This is a genomic window from Azonexus sp., from assembly GCF_049652925.1.
Taxonomy (GTDB): Bacteria; Pseudomonadota; Gammaproteobacteria; order Burkholderiales; family Rhodocyclaceae; genus Azonexus.
On the sequence record NZ_JBASFI010000015.1, the window covers coordinates 38,139 to 57,209 of the forward strand.

10 protein-coding genes are annotated in these 19,071 nt (G+C 62.0%); 7 read left to right on the plus strand and 3 right to left on the minus strand.

Annotated features, from left to right (window positions below; translation table 11 throughout):
• Positions 1–50 precede the first annotated feature (50 nt).
• Entirely contained in the window at positions 51–7,154 is a 7,104-nt protein-coding gene (locus WBK19_RS07535; protein WP_511288423.1) for a hypothetical protein, read from the minus strand.
• A gap of 369 nt (positions 7,155–7,523) precedes the next feature.
• Here WBK19_RS07535 and WBK19_RS07540 point away from each other — a divergent pair, with 369 nt between their 5' ends.
• The gene (locus WBK19_RS07540; protein WP_511288425.1) at positions 7,524–8,858 is read left to right on the plus strand and encodes a M48 family metalloprotease; all 1,335 of its coding nucleotides are present in this window, start codon (positions 7,524–7,526) and stop codon (positions 8,856–8,858) included.
• A gap of 23 nt (positions 8,859–8,881) precedes the next feature.
• Here WBK19_RS07540 and WBK19_RS07545 read toward each other — a convergent pair whose 3' ends face one another.
• Positions 8,882–10,795: a PP2C family protein-serine/threonine phosphatase gene (locus WBK19_RS07545; protein WP_511288427.1), complete on the minus strand. Its 1,914-nt coding sequence runs from the start codon at positions 10,793–10,795 to the stop codon at positions 8,882–8,884.
• A gap of 199 nt (positions 10,796–10,994) precedes the next feature.
• Positions 10,995–11,669: a Crp/Fnr family transcriptional regulator gene (locus tag WBK19_RS07550; protein ID WP_511288429.1), complete on the minus strand. Its 675-nt coding sequence runs from the start codon at positions 11,667–11,669 to the stop codon at positions 10,995–10,997.
• 175 nt (positions 11,670–11,844) lie between these two features.
• On the opposite strand from WBK19_RS07550, the gene WBK19_RS07555 reads away from it, so the two are divergent.
• From WBK19_RS07555 to WBK19_RS07580, 6 genes are all read left to right on the plus strand, one after another.
• Positions 11,845–13,812, plus strand: coding sequence for an AMP-dependent synthetase/ligase (locus WBK19_RS07555; protein WP_511288431.1), 1,968 nt, complete (start codon positions 11,845–11,847; stop codon positions 13,810–13,812).
• Between the two features lie 2 nt (positions 13,813–13,814).
• Complete coding sequence (locus WBK19_RS07560) at positions 13,815–14,597, plus strand: ABC transporter ATP-binding protein (RefSeq protein ID WP_511288433.1); 783 nt, start codon at positions 13,815–13,817, stop codon at positions 14,595–14,597.
• A gap of 12 nt (positions 14,598–14,609) precedes the next feature.
• Positions 14,610–15,524: a branched-chain amino acid ABC transporter permease gene (locus WBK19_RS07565; RefSeq protein WP_511288435.1), complete on the plus strand. Its 915-nt coding sequence runs from the start codon at positions 14,610–14,612 to the stop codon at positions 15,522–15,524.
• 12 nt (positions 15,525–15,536) lie between these two features.
• Complete coding sequence (locus WBK19_RS07570; RefSeq protein ID WP_511288437.1) at positions 15,537–16,613, plus strand: branched-chain amino acid ABC transporter permease; 1,077 nt, start codon at positions 15,537–15,539, stop codon at positions 16,611–16,613.
• Positions 16,614–16,676: 63 nt separating this feature from the next.
• A complete protein-coding gene (locus tag WBK19_RS07575) occupies positions 16,677–17,999 on the plus strand; it encodes an ABC transporter substrate-binding protein (protein WP_511288439.1) in 1,323 nt (440 codons plus the stop codon).
• Between the two features lie 70 nt (positions 18,000–18,069).
• Entirely contained in the window at positions 18,070–18,900 is an 831-nt protein-coding gene (locus tag WBK19_RS07580; protein WP_226403469.1) for an ABC transporter ATP-binding protein, read from the plus strand.
• The last annotated feature ends 171 nt before the right edge of the window (positions 18,901–19,071 follow it).

The following is a 19,071-nucleotide window of genomic DNA, read 5'->3' on the forward strand; positions in this document are numbered from 1 at the left end:
CCGTTTTCATTGGGGATCGCTAGCTTGTTCGCGATCCCGGGGAAAACCACTCAGAACGGCATGGCAAATTTGATGCCGATCGCGTTCGTGGCGCTGTTTGCCGAGAATTGCCCGTTGTACTCTATTCGGACCGTTGTGCCGCTTTTGCGCAGGATGTCCATGCCGAGCGCGAGATCGCCGTAGGTCTTGTCGCTCCGGGTTACGACGGTGAAGGGTTCGATACCCGCCGGCGCGCCTTCCAGACTGGCTGTAATGCGCCGCTCGTTGTTACCCAGGAAATGGGTGGCGCCAACGCGAATGAAGTGGCGTAGCAGCGTCTCTTCGTCGCCAAAACGGGATTCACCTCCGAACTCCACGGCAGGTTGGAGCGAGACGAAGGTGTCGTCGTCCTTGGCAACATTCAGGTTGGCCCCACCGGCGCCGCTCTCGCTGTAGCCGTTGCGCCTCACGTAGGAAACGGCCAGGCCGAGCATCGGACGAACGTACGCCGACTCGCTGTTCATGATGTCGTGGCTGACCCTTCCCTGCAGGGAAGCTGACCAGACATCCTGTTTGCTGGTGGCATGGGTGCCGGGCGAGACGATATCGACCAGTCGCTGTGCATTGAAATGTCCATAACCAGCGCTCAGGGAAGCAGACACGCGGGTTGCGCCAGCGCGATGCTTCAGGATCAAGCCGCCCTCGAAGCGTTCGCCATCGATGTCGGAGTAGGTCGAATTGAGCATCGACTTCTGATACGACAGTCCAAAGCCGAGATGGAGATCAGGTTGGATGGCCTTTTGCAGACCACCGGCCAGCGTCAAGGCATCCTGCTTGAAGCCGGCATTCAGGTCGGTTCGTTCTTGGTCACGATTGCTGCCACCGAGACGGAACCAGCTGCATTCACCTTCGCGAACGAAGCGGTAGTCGCCAGCGTATTGCCGGCAGCTGTGCATAGCGTCGTTGAACCCAAGGCTGGCCGCCGCCGCTGCTCCGGCCTGATTGCCGAGAGCACCCGGGCCAAGCTTCTCATAGGCATTGCGCAGACTGGCCTCGTCCGGCAGATTGACCAGCGCGGCGATATACGGGGCCATGGCACTTGAACCACCCGCCATCTGGATGGCGTTGAGATGGGCGCCAATTTGCCGCGCGTTGTAGCCGAGGCTGGATGGGGCGAAATCGACATGGCTGGATACTGCGATTTCGTCACTGCTCGGATAGGCCAGGGCATAGGTCACGATGGGCGACGATGGGGCGATCAGCGTCAGGCTGTTCGGCGTGGCGCCATTGGTTGCCGACAGAACGACGCTTTGCCAAGAGCCGATCTGGGTGACGCCGGTATCGATCGCGGTCACCCGAATGCTGCCACCAACCTGGGCGCTGCCTGACACCGCCAGGTGATCACTGATTCTGCCGGCCAGACTCAGGTCGACGTTGTAGGATCCGCCCGCGTTTTGCAGGAGATTGCCCGTTAGTGAAGTGTGTTGGGCCTGCAGGGAGCCACCGGGTGACAGAGTTCCATCGTTGGTCATGCTGCGGCCGGTGCCGATAGCGATCGTCGTCAGCGAATTGAAGGTCGCGTTGGCGAGATTGTTGATGGTGTTGCTGCCGCCGCCCAGATCGACATTACCGCTAATCGTGCCGTGGTTATCAAGGGTTTCCCAACCGTTTCCACCGGTCAGTGCCGTCCCGCTAAGGGCGGAGATCGTTCCCTTGTTGGTGATGGTGTTGTTCGCGCCATTAAGCACCACGACGCCGACACCTGTCTCACTACCACCGGTGACCGAACCGCCGTTGATATTGACGATCACGTTGCCGTTGGTGGCGCCGCCCAGACTCTGGGCAACGATACCGTGTGCTTTAGCGCCGGTGGTGAGGATATTGCCCGAACTGCTGACCGTGACCACGCCGGCCGAACCGGTATAAATGCCGCCGCTGACGCCGCCATTGCTCTGGGCGACGATGCCGTGTGCGGCGATGCCGTAGGTGCGGATGTTGCCGGTTTGCGCGACAGTCACATCAGAGCCTGCCCCTGTGCCACCGACGCTGCCGGCCATGCCGATGCCGGCGCCGACGGTGCCGCCCAGGCCGCCACCGCCGCCGACGCTCTGGGCGAAAATGCCCATGGCGCCGCGGCCGCGGGTAACGATGTTGCCGAAGTCTTCGACGATCACCTCGCCGCCGTTCCCTGCATTGCCGCCATCGCCGGCGAAAGCGAAGGCATTGCCGAAGTCGGTGACGCCGAGGTCGACATTGCCCGCGTAACCGCCGCCACCGCCGATGCTCTGCGCGAAGATGGCGTGGGCGACGACTTCTGCGGTAGTGATATCGCCCCGGGTGATGACATGCACCAGTCCGCCGTTGCCCGAGGACCCGCCGTCGCCGCCGAAGCTGAGCTGCTTGCTGTCGGCATCGCCGATGGCGCCGATGCCACCGATGCCGCCGCCACCGCCGATGCTCTGCGCGAGCACCGCGACGGAGCCCTGGCCGGTGGTGGTGATGCTGCCTGTGTGGTCGATGAAGACTTCCTTGCCATCGCCGCTGGCGCCGCCGGCGCCACCCACCGTGATGTTGACATCACCTTCTTCCTGGATCGGCAGGATGAAGTCGAGTAGTTCGGATACCCCTTCCGATACGCCGAAATCCTGCCAGTCGAGTCCGTGGTAACCGCTGCCGCCCACGCCGCCACCGCCGCCGATACTCTGGGCGAAGATGCCGAAGGCGTCGGCGCCGCGCGTGATAATGCTGCCGGTATTGGTGACCTCCACCTTCTCTCCGGCATTACCGCCGGCCCCGGCCTTGCCACCGACGCTCAGCGTCGCACCAAAGCTGATTTTGGTGGGGTCGGCCATCTCGGGCTGATCCGGTTTCCAGTTCTCTGGATCAATGCTGAGGATCATGGCGCGTGCGTCGCCGCCTGTGCCGCCGCCACCGCCGATGCTCTGGGCGTAGATGGCGTGCGCACCGACGCCCGTGGTGTCGATCGTCTTGCTGTTGGTGACGGAGACCTTGCCGCCGTCGTTGCCGCTGCCCCCCTTGCCGCCGATGGCCATGGCAAAGTCCACCTTCACTTCGAGTTGCGGCTTCTTGTCGCCCTCGCCGCCGCTGGGGTCATCCGGCAGCGAGATGTTGGCCGTTGCGGCAATGCTCTTGCCGCCATCACCACCGCCGCCGCCGATGCTCTGGGCGTAGATGCCGTAGGCGTGGTCGTTGATCGTCGTGATCTTGCCGTCGTTGGTCACGTCGACGAGCCCGCCCACGCCGCCTTTGCCACCGTCGCCACCCAGGCTGAGCGAGATGTTCACGCTGCCGGTCGGGTAGGGCTCGGGAATCGGAATCACGCTGCTGAAGTTGACCATCACCGAACCGCTCGTGCCACCCGCGCCGCCGCGGCCACCGATGCTCTGGGCCATGATGCCGTAGGAATGCTCGCCTTCGGTGGTGATGGCGCCGCCATTGACCACAGTCACGGTATCAGCGCTATTACCGTCGCCCCCCTTGCCACCCATCGATAGCGCCAAGCCGCCAAAGGCGGTGACGCCGCCCGCAATGCTGAGGCCGCCCAATCCGCCGCCGCCGCCGATGCTCTGTGCGACGATGCCGTGACTTTGCTCGCCAAGGGTCGTGATGCTCGCATTGCTATGAACATTAACCTGGCCGCCTGCGCCGCCGCCTCCGGCGTCGCCGCCGAAGCTCAGCGACAGGGCCACCGGGCCCAGCAGATCGCCGGCGATGCTGGCGCCGCCGTTGCCACCACCACCGCCGATGCTCTGGGCGACGATGCCGTGCGAACGGTCCCCGTAAGTGGTGAGCGTTCCGCCCAGGGCAGATGTCGAAGAACCGACATTCACGGTGTTGCCGTCGCTGGCGCCCGCACCGCTACCGCCGATGCCGAGCTTGAGTCCGACGCCGCCCAACAGGCTGGCCGAAATGGCGAAGCCGCCGTTGCCGCCACTACCGCCAATGCTCTGCGCGAGGATGGCGTGCGCGTCGTTGCCGGCGTCCGGATTGCACCCGCTTGCGTCGGCCATCGCCTGGCTGCAACCGGTCGTGATGTCGCCGACGCTATGGACAGTAACGACGTCCGAATCGTTGCCAGTGCCGCCGTTGCCGCCGATGGCGATATTGGCGGTGATGCCGCCCCCAATGCTGCCGGAGATGGCAAAGCCACCATCGCCGCCGCTACCGCCGATGCTCTGCGCGAAAATGCCGTGGGAGCGGTCACCCAAGGTCGTGATTGTGCCGAAGAAGGGATCGGCTTCGGTGCCGACATCAACAGTCTGGCCGATGCCGCCGGTGCCTCCACTGCCGCCCAGGCTGAGGTTCAGGCCTTTAGTGCCACCGTAGCTGCTGGAAATGGCGAAACCGCCGGAACCGCCGCCGCCGCCGACGCTCTGGGCAAAAAGGCCATAGGACTGCTCGCCGGAGGAGGTGATCGTGCCGCCACCAAGAACGTTGACCGCGGCCGCATCGCCGCCACCGCCGCCGCTGCCGCCGACGGCAACGCTGACGCTGATGATCGATCCGGCCGAGCCCGAAATGGCGAAACCGCCATTGCCGCCGCCGCCGCCGATGCTCTGGGCGAAAATGGCATGCGAACGGTCGCCATCGGTAATGATCTCGCTGCTGCCCTGCGTGGTGACGTTGACGGCCTGGCCATCGCCGCCATCTCCACCCTTGCCGCCGATAGCCACGGCCACATCGGCACCGGCGCTGATCGCGCTGCCGCCTGTGCCGCCGCCTCCGCCTATGCTTTGCGCAAATACCCCGTACGAATCGTTCGCATGGGTGTGCAGGATGCCGCTGTTGGTAACGTTGACAACGTTGGCATTGCCACCGCCGCCGGCCTCGCCGCCGATCGTGAACAAGCCGGTAGCGCTGCCACCATCACCGCCGCCACCGCCAATGCTCTGGGCAAAAATGGCATGCGATTGAATCCCGTAGGTATTGATCGTGCCGCGGTTGATGACATCTACCAGTCCGCCGTCGCTGGTCCCGCTACCCTTGCCGCCGATGCTCACCAGACCGGAGACGCCACCACCATCGCCGCCACCGCCTCCGACACTTTGCGCGAAAATGCCGTGAGAATAGTCGCCCAGGTGCAAAGCGGGATCCGCGTTACCGGTGGTGATGCTGCCGTCGTTCACGACCGTGACATGCTCGCCGGTGCCGCCGGCGGAGCCGTCGCCCCCCAGGTTGGCGAAGAGGGCAAAATCGCCATCCCCGCCGCCGCTACCACCGCCGCCGCCGATGCTCTGGGCCAGAATGCCGTGACTGTAGAGATTGTTGGTCGTCACATTGCCGCTGGCAAGGTTCTGAACCGTGACCGTCCCGCCATTGCCGCCGGGCGAACCGCTGGCGCCATAGGCCCAGAAGAGCGCCCAACTGGAGCCGCCGGTCCCGCCAAAACCGCCAACGCTTTGTCCGTACAGACCATAGGCATGACTGCCGCTGGTGCTGATGCTGCCAGCACTGCGCAGCACGACCGTATTGCCGACGCCGGCGACACCGCCGACGCCGGAGTCGCCAGAGGAGCCGCCGTCGCCGCCTTTGCCGCCATTGCCGCCCAGGCTCTTGGCCCAGATGCCATGCGCCAATTCGCCCGTCGTCGTGACGTTCCAGCTGCCATCGACGGTAACCAGGCCGCCCTGGCCGCCGGCGCCGCCATTGGCACCGTCCATGGCGCCATTGGCGCTACCACCGTTGCCGCCGACGCCGCCGATGCTGATTGCAACGATGCCAGTCGCATTTTTTCCTGTGGTGGTGATATTGGCGTCGCCGGTCACGTTGATCGTTCCGCCGATGCCACCGTTGCCGCCTGGCTGGCCATAGCGGACAGCGCTGTTGCCGCCGCCGCGTCCACCCGCGCCGCCATCGCTCATGGCAACGATGCCGCTGGATCTTTCGCCTGTCGTCGCGATCGTGCCGCTGGCGCTTACGGTGACGTTGCCGGCAGCGCTGCCGTTGGTTCCCGCGCCGGCCGAGTGGCTGATGTTGCCATCCCATCCGGCGACGCCGGCGCCGCCCTGGCTGTAGCCGTAGATGCCATGCGCGCCGCTGCCCGTTGTCTTGAGCCAGCCATCGCTGGAAATGCTCACGCTGTTGCCGCTGCCGCCAGATTCTGCGGCATTCAGCAAGCCGGTGACATAGGCCTCGAGGTCCGGAAAGACGCTGGGTGTCGTGCTGTTCGCGGGCTTGCCGCTGACGCCGAAGGTGTCGAAACTCGCTTCGACGCTCTGTTCCAGAGTGCTGCCGTCGCGTTGCAGCGTGATGAGCAACAGGGCGTTGTCAGTTTGCGTGTTGCCGGCCCGATTGCCTTCGACGCTGTAATTGACGCCGATGTACAGCGGGCCGGTCAGGGTGGCGTGGGCCGTCAACTCGTCGGCGCTGTAGCTGACTTCATAACGGCCATCCTGATAGATCTTGATGGTCCCGTGCTGGATCGGATTGTTGCTGCCGTCGCGCAGCACATTGCCGTTGGCGTCGAGCAGGTAGCCACGTACCTGGACGCTGCCGCCGCTGAAGGCGACCTCGGTGCCGCTGGCATTGAGTACCTTGGTGACAGAGAAGGAGAAGCCGGTTTCAGTGAAATTCCACAGCTTGTCGAGTACGGCTTCCGAATAGCCGGGGCCGCTGCTGTAGCCGGCAATGGCATGAGCAGCCATGCCCGTGGTCAGGATCCCGGGGGTCAGGGTTTCGGGGTCGAAGCGCGTGCTGTAGGCGTTAATGCGCACTTCGCCGCCGGCGACGGCGGGGTTGGTGCCGATCAATGGCACGTTCAGGAAAGCGTCGTTGGAGGGCGGTGTGGTGGAGATCCCGCTCGAGAAACCGAATATCCCCGGCGTTCCTGTACCGCCGGTTGTGATGGACAGACGTTGTTCCGGCTCGCCGGCGGTGATCCAGACATTCTGGCCGTTCGAACTGATCAGGCCGATGCCGCTGGTGCCGAAGGCACTGGTCGTGATCGGCTGACTGAGATTGCGGACGATCAGCTCATTGGGCGGTGTCGCGCTGACGTTGATCCCTTGGGACTGGTTGCCCTGGCAGGTCAGCGTGGTGCCACCGCCGCCTGCCGTACAAGCGTCCGGGCCGGCGATCGCTCCGGGAACGAAGGCCGCCGAAACGGCCATAGCAATAAGTCGCTTGTTCGAGCGAACGAATGCACGCGTCTTCATGACATCTCCCTGCTGCTTGGCGCAGTCATATTAGGTACCCGCTTTGACTATAGATGGCAGTGTGGAAAACAACAGGGGAAAATGAGCTGAAACGGTTGTGCGACAATGGATTTGGCGGATGTGCCGGATTTGGTGTATATGCAAATAGAGTCTGATTTTTGTAGTTTTTGTTGTTGTGTTTCTGCCTTTTTTCCCGGGCGAAAGTGGCTGATTGCCGGTGCCACGGTCAACCGGAAAAACGGGCCAATTTTCAAATCTTCGGGACGCCCTTGTGGTCAGTCCGAAAGCCGCCGCAGTCCTGGCGGTCAGCTTTAATGCGCCGGCGTTTTGTCGCACAATCAATCTGCATCGTCTTCACGGAGTCAGCGCATGGACCAGAATATCGAACGCGAACTGCCGGGCAGTCTGCTGGCCAACCGCATTACCCGCCGCCAGGTGCTCTGGCTGATCGGCGCCAGCGCCCTGTCGGGCTGCGCCACCTCACCAGTCGGGGGCGGTGCCATCCTGGTCGGGATGAGCGAAGACGAGGAAAAGGCCGTCGATCAGAAGGTGGCGCCGCAACAGTTCTCGCAGGATCTCGGGGCAGTGCAGGATGAGGCCATCAACCAGTACCTGGGCGATGTCGGCCGGCGTCTCGATGCCAAGGTGCATCGGCCGCAGATGCCGTATTCCTACCGCGTGCTCAATGCCAACTACGTCAATGCCTACACCTTCCCGGGCGGCGCGATGGGTGTGACGCGCGGCATCCTGGTCGATCTCGACGACGAAGCCGAACTGGCGGCGCTGCTCGGCCATGAGCTGGGCCACGTCAATGCCCGTCACGCGGCGCAGCGTCAGGGCCAGGCGATGGTGACGCAGGCGGCGATGACCGGCGTTAATATCATCGGCACCGCCGCCGGGTTTGGCGGCCTGACCGACCTGGGCACCCAGCTCGGGGCCAGCGTGCTGCTCTCCAGCTATTCACGCGACAACGAGCGCGAGGCCGACGCGCTGGGGCAGGAGTACATGGTCCGGGCCGGCTTTCCGGCCAGCGGCATGGTCGGCCTGCAGCAATTGCTGGTCGAGCAGCAGAAGGAGTCGCCGGGCATGTTGCAGACCATGTTCTCAACCCACCCGATGAGCAGTGAACGGCGTGACTCGGCGAAACAGCTGGCCGAGAGCAAATACGCGGCGAGCAACAAGCGCGACGCCGGGCGTGAGCGCTTCATGGACAGCACGGCTTCCCTGCGCCGCATCAAGCCGACCATCGACGCCTGCCAGAAAGGCGAAGTGGCGATGGCCGGCAAGGAATACGGCAGGGCCGAGGAGCGCTTCCGAGCGGCGCTGAAAGCGACACCACGCGACTACGCGGCCAATGTGCTGATGGCGAAATGCCTGTCGGCTCAGGACAAGGATGCCCAGGCGCTGGAGTTCGCCCAGACGGCGACCCGGGTTTATCCGCAGGAAGCCCAGGCGCACAAGCTGGTCGGCGTGCTGGCGCTTGGACAGAAAGATCCGGGCGCGGCTTTCGAGCATCTCGATCGTTATGACCGGCTGTTGCCGGGCGATGCCGGCGTGACCTTCCTGAAGGGGATTTCGCTCGAAGGCATGGGCAAGCGGCCGGAAGCAGCAAAACAGTATGCCGCCTATCTGCAACGCACCCAGCAGGGCAAGGCCGCAGAGTATTCGATCAGCCGCCTGAAGAGCTGGGGCTATCTCAAGTGATTTTGGCTCTTTTTCAAGCTGGTTTAGCGGCTTGTCCCACCATGCCAGCGCAGTACCAGAATGGTCAGGTCGTCGACCGGCAACTGTGTCGCTTCGAAGCTGCGAACACTGATGCGCAGGGCTTCGGCACAGGTTGCCACGGGTGCTTGGGCGGACTGGGTGGCGAGTGTGTGGAGCAGGCGCTCGGTGCCGAAGAAACTCTGGCCGTCGGTTGCTTCGGTGACCCCGTCAGTGAACAGGCAAAGCGTGTCGCCGGGCTCGAGTTGGCGGGTGACAGCCCGGAACGGATAATCCGGGACGCCACACATCGGTGGCCCAAGCGCCTCGCCCAGGTCGATTCGGGACAGCTCCCCGTGGCGGAGCAGCACCGGGGCATCGTGCCCGGCCGAGACGAAATTCAGCTCGCCGCTGACGATGTCGAGCACGGCAATGAAGGCGGTGACGAAGAGCATTTCCGGATTGTTGCGGTCGAGTTCGTTGGCGACATCCCGTACTGCTTCGCCGAGATCCTTGCTTAGCCTCGCCATGCTGGCGGCCAGTGCCTTGGTCATGGCCATGAAGAGACTGGCCGGGACGCCCTTGCCGGAGACATCCGCCACCGCAAAGCAGATCCGGCGTTCGTCGAGCCGGAAGCATTCGTAATAGTCCCCACCGACTTCGCGGGCAGGCTCGAGGATGGCCGCGATCGAAAAGCGGGTTTCGCCGGCAAAACTGGTTGCCAGGTCGGGGAGCAGGCCCATCTGGATACGGCGCGCCGTATCGAGTTCGCCGGCCAGACGTGCCGCTGCTTCGCGGGTTGCCAGCAAATCGTGTTCCGCTTCCTGGCGCCGGCGTTCGGCGGTAATGTCCGAGCCCACGCCGCGCCAGCCGGTAAGCGTGCCTGCCGCGTCGGTCAGGGGCTTGCCGCTCAGAGACCACCAGGCGACTTCTCCGGACTGCTCGATTGGCACGACAATGTCACGAAACGGCGTGGCTGAGCCAAAGGCGTCCTCAAGTTGCGTAAAGGCTTGCCGCCCCTCAGCGTCCGCCGACCCTTTTCTGCCAAGCAGGACGATCGACATCTGCTGTGCGTGCAGGGCGGCAACTGGCATGCCCAAAGTGCTGGCCAGTCGCGTCGAAATGTGGCGCAAACGGCCCTGGTCGTCGGTTTCCCATAGCCAGTCGCTGGCATCGTCCTCGAAATCGTTGAGCAGTAGTCCGATGACCTCCTTTTGACGCGCCACTTCGCTCTCGGCAATCAAACTCTTGACGAACAGGCGGGAGGTGATGAGTACCGAGGCAACGACTGAAATACCGTAGAGGCCAAGGAGCACGGCGAGATAGGCATAGGTCATGCCGTAGAGGATCAGCATGGTCAGCGCGCCGCCGCCACACATTGCGAGGCTCCACAGGCCGCCAGCCCAGGGCCAGCGTGCCGTGTGGAAGGCGCCGTGGGCGATGGTTGCGGCAAAAAAAGCGGTGATCAGTATCTGGCCGGTCATGTCGGTGCGGCCGAACAGATAAGCGAGCATGACTGCGAAAAGCAGGCCGGAGAGTGCAATCGAAGCAGTCAGCAGGCGAACGGCACGGGCGCAAGCTTGATGATTGGTCTCGGATTTGTAACGCTGCCAGACGAACAGGCTGACGCCGGAGCTCGCCCAGATTGCGGCGCACCAGCCGAGGAGCAGGCCCGGTGTGCCGTCTTGCCAGAAGATCCAGGCATCGATAACCGAACAGACCATGCAGTCGAAGGCAGTGACAGGCATTTGCTGCAACAAGGCGCGGAACTGCCGGAAACGATGGGCGGCGGCGACGTCGGCAGGGGCTTCCGGGTCACGCCAGCAGTAGCTTAGTTTTCGCCAGCTGGACATCAGGCCGCTGGCGTTGAGCAGGACAGCAAGGAGTCCCGTGTGGTTGGGCTGTTTTTCCGCTGAAGGCGTGGCGTTTGAGTGGGACACTGGCGTAGGAGACAGGTTAAGCAAAAGTCATTAGGGTAGTCGGATCGGCAGGCTGAATACCGTCGACCATTTCACGTCTTGCGAAATGTCATGTCAGTTCGTGTCACTGCTTGGCGCGCCTTTAAATCAGCCGGTAGAGACGACTGAGTTGCCTGATGCCATTTGGTTTTCGGGCAATTTTTCCGGTTGACCGTGGAGTTCAGTCACCGAAACTGCGCAGCCCGTCGAGATCGAGAATATTGATTCCGCCGTACTCGCTGCGCACCAGCCCGGCGTCCTCAAGCACCTTGAGCGCCTGATTGGCCCGCTGTCTCGAAACCCCGGCCAGATAGCCGAGTTCTTCCTGCGAAATCTGCAGCAGGCGGTTGGTGCCGGGGTAGAGCACCGGGTTGAACAGGGCCGCCAGGCCGCGCGCGATACGGGCGTCGGTGTCCAGCATGCGCTCGTTTTCGATCATGCCGATGAACTGGCCGAGGCGCTCGTTGAGTTGGGCGATCATGTAGCGGTTGAACGGAATGCTGTGGTCGAGCAGCCACAGGAAAGTGGCGCGGCTCATGAAGGCGACCCGCGTTTCGCGGATGGCCATGACGTCGTAGCGACGCGCTTCGCTCTTGAGCAGCGAGCCTTCGCCGAACCAGCCGCCAGTGCTGATCCCGGTCAGCGAGGTCGTCTTGCCAGTCGTCCAATGGCTGGCCATCTTGCCCAGCCCGTCGACGATGCCCATCCAGTAATCCACCGGCTCGCCTTTCATGCAGATGAAGGCGCCGGGGGCGAAGGTCCTCTCGAAAGTTCCGGCGAGCGCCTTGGCCATTTCCTCGGTGGTGAGCGACGGTCCCCAGACGGAGGCACGAAGCAGTTCTTCGGCGTTTTTCAATTTATTTCCTGGATTGTCTGCCGGATGACAATTATAAGGCCGGCCACTGCATACACTGCGTCGCAAAGTGAGAGATTGTCAGGGGGCTGCAAGGTCTGTGTAAGCCAGCCGTCCCCACAATGATTCAAACGAACGTTAGACCGCGAACGATGAGTCGCGGCGGAGGAGATAAAGAATGCCCACGCAGGCGAATTTCGCCGCTCTGGATGGTTTGCATACCTTCCCGCGGCTACTGTTTCATCACGCAAGCATCCGGCCGAATGCGCCGGCCATGCGCGAAAAATATCTCGGCATCTGGCAGACTTGGACTTGGTCCGACGTCGCCGAGCGCGTCCGCGCCCTGGCCTGCGGTCTGGCTTCACTCGGCTTCAAGCGCGGCGACAATCTGGCCATCATTGGCGACAACCGGCCGCACCTCTACATGATGATGACCGCTGCCCAGTGCCTGGGTGGGGTGCCGGTGCCGCTCTACCAGGACGCCGTGGCCAGCGAAATGCTCTTCGTGTTGCAGGACGCCGGCATCCGGTTCGTCGTCGTCGAGGATCAGGAACAGGTCGACAAGATGCTGGAAATCCAGGATCAGGCGCCGGCGCTCGAACACATCGTCTACGATGACCCGCGCGGCATGCGGCACTACAGCCAGCCCTTCCTGCACGACATCCACGAACTCATGGAAATGGGGCGGATTCATGACCGCAACCACACTTCCTTCCTCAATGCCGAGATCGAGCAGGGCCATTTTGACGATACCGGCGTGATGCTCTACACCTCGGGTACCACCGGCAAGCCGAAAGGCGTCTGCCAGACCCACGCCGCCTTCATCGCTGCGGCGCAGGGCGGCGTGCAGGTCGACAAGCTGGGGGCCGATGGCGACATCCTGTCCTACCTGCCCATGGCCTGGGTCGGCGACCATCTTTTCTCCTACGCTCAGGCGCTGGTGGCAGGATTCACCATCAACTGCCCGGAATCAGGCGACACGGTGATGTCCGACCTGCGCGAAATCGGCCCGACCTGCTATTTCGCCCCGCCGCGCGTGTTCGAGAGCCTGCTGACCTCCGTGATGATCCGCATGGAAGACGCCGGCAAGCTCAAACAGAAAATGTTCCACCACTTCATGGCCGTCGCCAAACGCTGCGGTTCGGACATTCTCGACGGCAAATCGGTCGGTTTCGGTGATCGCCTGCAGTACTGGCTCGGCAACATCCTCGTTTATGGCCCGCTGCGCAACGTCCTCGGCATGAGCCGGATCAAGGTCGCCTACACGGCCGGCGCAGCCATCGGGCCGGAACTGTTCCGTTTCTACCGTTCGATGGGCATCAACCTCAAGCAGTTCTACGGCCAGACCGAAACCTGCGCCTACGTCTGCCTGCAGCCGGACGGCCAGATCAAGTTCGACTCGGTCGGCCAGCCGGCCCCGGGCGTCGAAATCAGGATCGCCGACAACGGCGAAGTCCTGGTCAAGGGCCCGATGCTGCTCAAGGAGTACTACAAGCGCCCGGATGCCACGGCCGAATCGATCAATGCCGACGGCTACTTCATGACCGGCGACGCCGGCTTCCTCGACGAGGACGGCCACCTGAAGATCATCGACCGGGCCAAGGATGTCGGCAAGCTCAAGAACGGCGCGATGTTTGCCCCGAACTACATCGAGAACAAGCTCAAGTTCTTCCAGCACGTGAAGGAAGCGGTCTGCTTCGGCCACGACCGCGACATGGTCTGCGCCTTCATCAACATCGACGTCAGCGCTGTCGGCAACTGGGCCGAGCGCCGCGGCATCGCCTATTCGGGTTATGCCGACCTCGCCGGCAAGCCGGAAGTGCTCGAACTGATCCGCGAATGCGTCGAGCAGGTCAACGCCGATCTGATCCATGACGCCATGGTGGCTGACTCGCAGATTCATCGCTTCCTCGTCCTGCACAAGGAACTCGATCCGGACGACGATGAATTGACTCGTACCCGCAAGGTGCGCCGCAATTTCGTCGCCGAAAAATACAAGGTGCTGATCGACGCGCTCTACGAGGGCAAGGCGAATCAGTTCATCGAAACCGAGGTCAAGTTCGAGGATGGTCGGCGCGGCAAGGTATCGGCCGACCTCAAGATCATCGATGCCAAGACCTTTCCGATCGTGAAGAAGGCTGCCTGAACATGTCCAAGAAAATAGGCGACGTCATTCTCGACCTGCAGAATATTTCCCTGCGCTTCGGTGGCGTCAAGGCGCTGACCGACATTTCCTTCGATGTCCGCCAGCACGAAATCCGCGCCATCATCGGCCCGAACGGTGCTGGCAAGAGCTCGATGCTCAACGTCATCAACGGCGTTTACCACCCGCAGGAAGGCAGGATTTTCTGGCACGGCCAGGAGCGCAAGCGCATGGAGCCGCACATGGCGGCCCAGCAGAATATCGCGCGCACCTTCCAGAACATCGCGCTGTTCAAAGGCATGAGCGTCCTCGACAACATCATGACCGGGCGCATTACCAAGATGAAGGCCAACTTCATTGAGCATGCGCTGTGGTTCGGTCGGGCCCGGAAGGAGGAGTTGGAGCATCGCAAGAAGGTTGAGGAGGTGATCGACTTCCTCGAAATCCAGCACATCCGCAAGACGCCGGTTGGCCGCTTGCCGTATGGCTTGCAAAAGCGTGTCGAACTTGGCCGCGCCTTGGCCGCCGAACCATCCATGCTGCTCCTTGACGAGCCGATGGCCGGCATGAACGTCGAGGAAAAACAGGACATGTGCCGCTTCATCCTCGACGTGAACGACCAGTTCGGCACCACCATCGTGCTCATCGAGCACGACATGGGCGTCGTCATGGACATCTCAGACCGCGTCGTCGTGCTCGATTACGGCAAGAAGATCGGCGACGGCGTGCCGGAAGACGTGAAGAACAACGAGGACGTCATCAAGGCGTACCTCGGTGCTGGCCATTAGGAGGCGGGCGAGATGAATTTCTTTCTTGAAGTATTGATCGGTGGTCTGCTCTCCGGCGTCATGTACGCCCTGGTCGCCCTCGGTTTCGTGATGATCTACAAGGCCTCGGGTGTCTTTAACTTCGCCCAGGGTGCCATGGTTTACCTCGCTGCGCTGTCGGTCGTCGGCTGCATGGAAAAGGGGGCGCCGCTCTGGCTGGCGATCATTCTGGCTTTTGTCATCATGACCCTGTTTGGCATCGCGACCGAGAAGTTCGTGCTGCGCAAGCTGGTCAATCAGCCACCGATTGCCTTGTTCATGGCGACCATTGGTCTCGCTTTCTTCATCGAAGGTCTGGCCCCGATGATTTTCGGCAGCGAGCCGCGGGCGCTCGAACTGGGCATCGTCGACGAGCCGATTCCGTGGATTCTCGACAACTGGAACATGGTCATTTCCAAGTTCGACCTCGTCGCGGCCGGGGTGGCGGCGGTGCTGGTCGCCACGCTCGCCCTGTTCTTCCAATACACCCGCATTGGCCGGGCCTTGCGCGCCGTGGCGGACGACCACCAGGCCGCGCTGTCGATTGGCATTCCGCTGCAGAACATCTGGGCCATCGTCTGGGGTGTGGCCGGCTTCGTCGCGCTGGTGGCAGGAATGATGTGGGGCGCCCGCAACGGTGTTCAGTTTGCGCTTACTTTCACTGCACTCAAGGCGCTGCCAGTGTTGATCCTTGGCGGCTTCACCTCCGTGCCGGGGGCGATTGTCGGTGGCCTGATCATCGGCGCCTCGGAAAAACTGGCTGAAATTTACATTCCGCCCGTCATGCAGGATCTGTTTGGCGGCAATTTTGGTGGCATCGAGGGCTGGTTCCCTTATGTGCTGGCTTTGCTCTTTTTGCTGGTGCGGCCTGAAGGGCTGTTCGGCGAAAAACACATCGACCGGGTTTAAGGGAGAAAACACATGCTTTACCGTGAAGCCGGTCAATTCAAGACGACCTACGGCGCCGACCAGCAAATCTTTCCGATTCGTCAGGACCGGATCGGAGTCATCGCGCTACTCGTCGTCGCTTTCATCGGGGTGCCGCTTTTTGCCAGTGAATACTGGTTCTCGGCCATCCTGATTCCTTTCCTGATCTTTGCTCTGGCCGCCCTCGGGCTCAATGTCCTGACCGGTTATGCCGGCCAGCTTTCACTCGGTTCGGCAGCCTTCATGGCGGTCGGTGCCTATGCCGCCTACAACTTCCAGTTGCGCGTCGAGGGCATCCCGATTCTGGTTTCCTTCATTTGCGCCGGGTTGACCGCAGCCGGGGTCGGCATCCTGTTCGGCCTGCCGTCGCTGCGCATCAAGGGCTTCTATCTGGCTGTGGCGACGCTGGCGGCGCAGTTCTTCATCGTCTGGTGCCTGACCAAGTTCCCCTGGCTATCCAACAACTCGTCATCCGGCGTGATTTCGACGCAACGTCTGATCATCTTCGGCCATGAACTGACGACCCCGGTCGAAAAGTATCTGCTCGTTCTCTCCATCGTCGTCGTCATGGCGCTGGCCGCCAAGAACATGGTCCGTTCGGCTACCGGTCGGGCGTGGATGGCGGTGCGCGACATGGATGTGGCGGCGTCGGTGATCGGCATCAAGCTCATGCAGACCAAGCTGCTCGCCTTCGCCGTGAGCTCCTTCTACTGCGGTGTGGCCGGCGCGCTGTACGCCTTCTGCTACCTCGGTTCGGTCGAGCCGGACGGCTTCTCGCTCGAAATGTCCTTCAAGATTCTGTTCATGATCATCATCGGCGGTGTCGGGTCGATCATGGGCAGTTTCCTCGGCGCGGCCTTCATCCTGCTGCTGCCGATCTTTCTCGACATTACCTTGCCATTCATTGCCGACCTGTTCGGCCTGCCGTTTTCCAGCGCCACCGTGTCACACATCCAGATCACGGTGTTCGGTGCGCTGATCATGTTCTTCCTGATCGTCGAGCCGCACGGGCTGGCCCGTTTGTGGCAGATCGCCAAGGAGAAGCTGCGCTTGTGGCCGTTCCCGCATTAGTGCTGACTGTAGTGAGAGCGGTGGGGCCCCGCCGCTTTTTGTAATAACTGGAGGAGACATTCAATGATCAAAAATTTCAAACCCGCTGTTGCCGCCGCTGCGGTTTCCCTGGCCATGATGTCGCAAATGGCCGTGGCTGCCGAAGAGCAGTTCTTTCCGCTGATCGACTACCGCGTCGGGCCCTATGGCTCGAACGGCCAGGCTTTCTACGGTGGTTTCATCGATTACCTCAACTACGTCAATCTCAAGGAAAAGGGCGTCAATGGCGTCCAGATGACCTACGAAGAGTGCGAAACGGAATACAACAACGCCAAGGGCGTCGAGTGCTACGAGCGCCTGAAGGGCAAGGCCGCCAAATCGGCCGGCCCGCTGCACACGATGTCGACGGGCATTTCCTACGCGCTGATCGACAAGTCGGCCCAGGACAAGCTGCCGCTGGCCATGATGGGCTACGGTCGTACCGATGCGGTGGACGGCTCAGTCTTCCCGTACGCCTTCCCGCTGGTCACGACTTACCAGATGCAGGCCTCGGCCATCGTCAAGTTCATCAAGGACAAGAACGGCGGCAGCCTGGCCGGCAAGAAGATTGTTTATCTGTATCACGACTCCGCTTACGGCAAGGAAGCCATCGTTGCGCTCAATGCCGAAGCGGGGCTGAACAAGTTTGAATTGGTGCAGATTCCGGTGGCCCACCCGGGTAACGAGCAGGGCGCCCAGTGGCTCAAGATCCGTCAGGAAAAGCCGGACTACGTCATTTTCTGGGGCTGGGGCGTCATGAACCAGACGGCACTGAAGGCCGCCCAGAAGGTTGGCTTCCCGCGTGACAAGATGATCGGCTCGTGGTGGACCGGTTCCGAAGAAGACGTGGTGCCGGCTGGCGAAGCCGCCAAGGGTTACATGGCCGCGACGTGGAATGTGGCTGGCAAGCAGGTTCCGGTCATCGCCGACATCGAGAAGGTGGTCTACGGGGCTGGCAAGGGCAACATGCAGGACGCAGCCAAGATTGGCACCATCCTCTACAACCGTGGCGTTTCCGCTGCCGTGCTGTCGGTCGAAGCGATTCGCAAGGGCCAGGAAAAGTACGGCAAGGGCAAGGCGCTGACGGGTGAGCAGACCCGCTGGGCGCTGGAAAACCTCAACATCACCGACGCTCGCCTGAAGGCCTTGGGCGCCACGGATCTGTTGCCGGAAATCAAGACTTCCTGCGACAACCACGAAGGTTCCGGCAAGGTGAAGATCCAGCAATGGGACGGCGCCAAGTGGGTGCCGGTATCCGGCTGGATCGAGGGTAACAAGGCGCTGATCCACCCGCTGTTCCAGGCTTCTGCCAAGCAGTACGCCAAGGAAAAGGGCATCACGCCGCGCGATTGTTCCAAGGAAAAATGAGACGGCAGGAGGAAGGAGTGGGGGCGCGAGCCCTCGCTCTTTCTCTCCGTCCCATGAATCGGAAACGCATATGACTACACATACTGCCGCTGCGGCGGGCGAAAACTACCTGAGCATCAACAACATCGAGGTCATCTATGACCACGTGATCCTGGTGCTCAAGGGCGTCTCGCTGAATGTGCCGAAAGGCAAGATCGTCGCCCTGCTCGGGGCCAATGGCGCCGGGAAGTCGACGACGCTGAAGGCGATTTCCAACCTGCTGCACGCCGAACGCGGCGATGTGACCAAGGGCTCGGTCGAATACAAGGGCCAGCGCATCGATCAACTGACGCCGAACGAGTTGGTCAAGCGCGGCGTCATTCAGGTCATGGAAGGGCGGCATTGTTTCGGCCACCTGACCATTGAGGAAAACCTGCTGACCGGTGCCTACACGCGCAGCATTTCGCGCGGCGAACTCAAGGACAGTCTGGAAAAGGTTTATCACTACTTCCCGCGCCTCAAGACGCGGCGCACCTCGCAGGCTGGTTACACCTCGGGTGGCGAACAGCAGATGTGCGCCATCGGTCGGGCGCTGATGGCCAAGCCGGAAATGATCCTGCTTGATGAGCCATCGATGGGCCTGGCGCCGCAGATTGTTGAAGAGATTTTCGAGATTGTTAAGGATTTGAATGGCCGGGAGAACGTGAGTTTTCTGCTGGCTGAGCAGAACACCATGGTCGCGCTGAGGTATGCGGACTTCGGGTACATCCTGGAGAACGGGCGGGTGGTGATGGAGGGGGATGCGGAAGATCTTAGAACCAATGAGGATGTTAAGGAGTTCTATTTGGGCCTCAGTTCGGCCGGTAGAAAATCTTTCAAAGACGTAAAACATTACAGACGCCGCAAACGCTGGCTCTCTTGAAAGGTCGCAGGGCGGCCACCAGGGCGGCGTTGTCGGCCGGCTTGTTGGCAAGGAGCCAACGGCGCCTGCCTCCGCCTTGCCCTGATGGCCTACTTTGCGACCTTTGGTTTGTCCTTGTTTGGCCGCCCAAACCCAAAATCTGAAATGCCACGGTCAACCGGAAAAAACGGA

Bases quoted from the DNA above. Each gene is read 5' to 3' on its own strand.
- WBK19_RS07555 (WP_511288431.1), top strand. From the start codon at position 11,845: ATGCCCACGCAGGCGAATTTCGCCGCTCTGGATGGTTTGCATACCTTC.
- WBK19_RS07570 (WP_511288437.1), top strand. From the start codon at position 15,537: ATGCTTTACCGTGAAGCCGGTCAATTCAAGACGACCTACGGCGCCGAC.
- WBK19_RS07540 (WP_511288425.1), top strand. From the start codon at position 7,524: ATGGACCAGAATATCGAACGCGAACTGCCGGGCAGTCTGCTGGCCAAC.
- WBK19_RS07565 (WP_511288435.1), top strand. From the start codon at position 14,610: ATGAATTTCTTTCTTGAAGTATTGATCGGTGGTCTGCTCTCCGGCGTC.
- WBK19_RS07535 (WP_511288423.1), bottom strand. From the start codon at position 7,154: ATGAAGACGCGTGCATTCGTTCGCTCGAACAAGCGACTTATTGCTATG.
- WBK19_RS07580 (WP_226403469.1), top strand. From the start codon at position 18,070: ATGACTACACATACTGCCGCTGCGGCGGGCGAAAACTACCTGAGCATC.
- WBK19_RS07575 (WP_511288439.1), top strand. From the start codon at position 16,677: ATGATCAAAAATTTCAAACCCGCTGTTGCCGCCGCTGCGGTTTCCCTG.
- WBK19_RS07560 (WP_511288433.1), top strand. From the start codon at position 13,815: ATGTCCAAGAAAATAGGCGACGTCATTCTCGACCTGCAGAATATTTCC.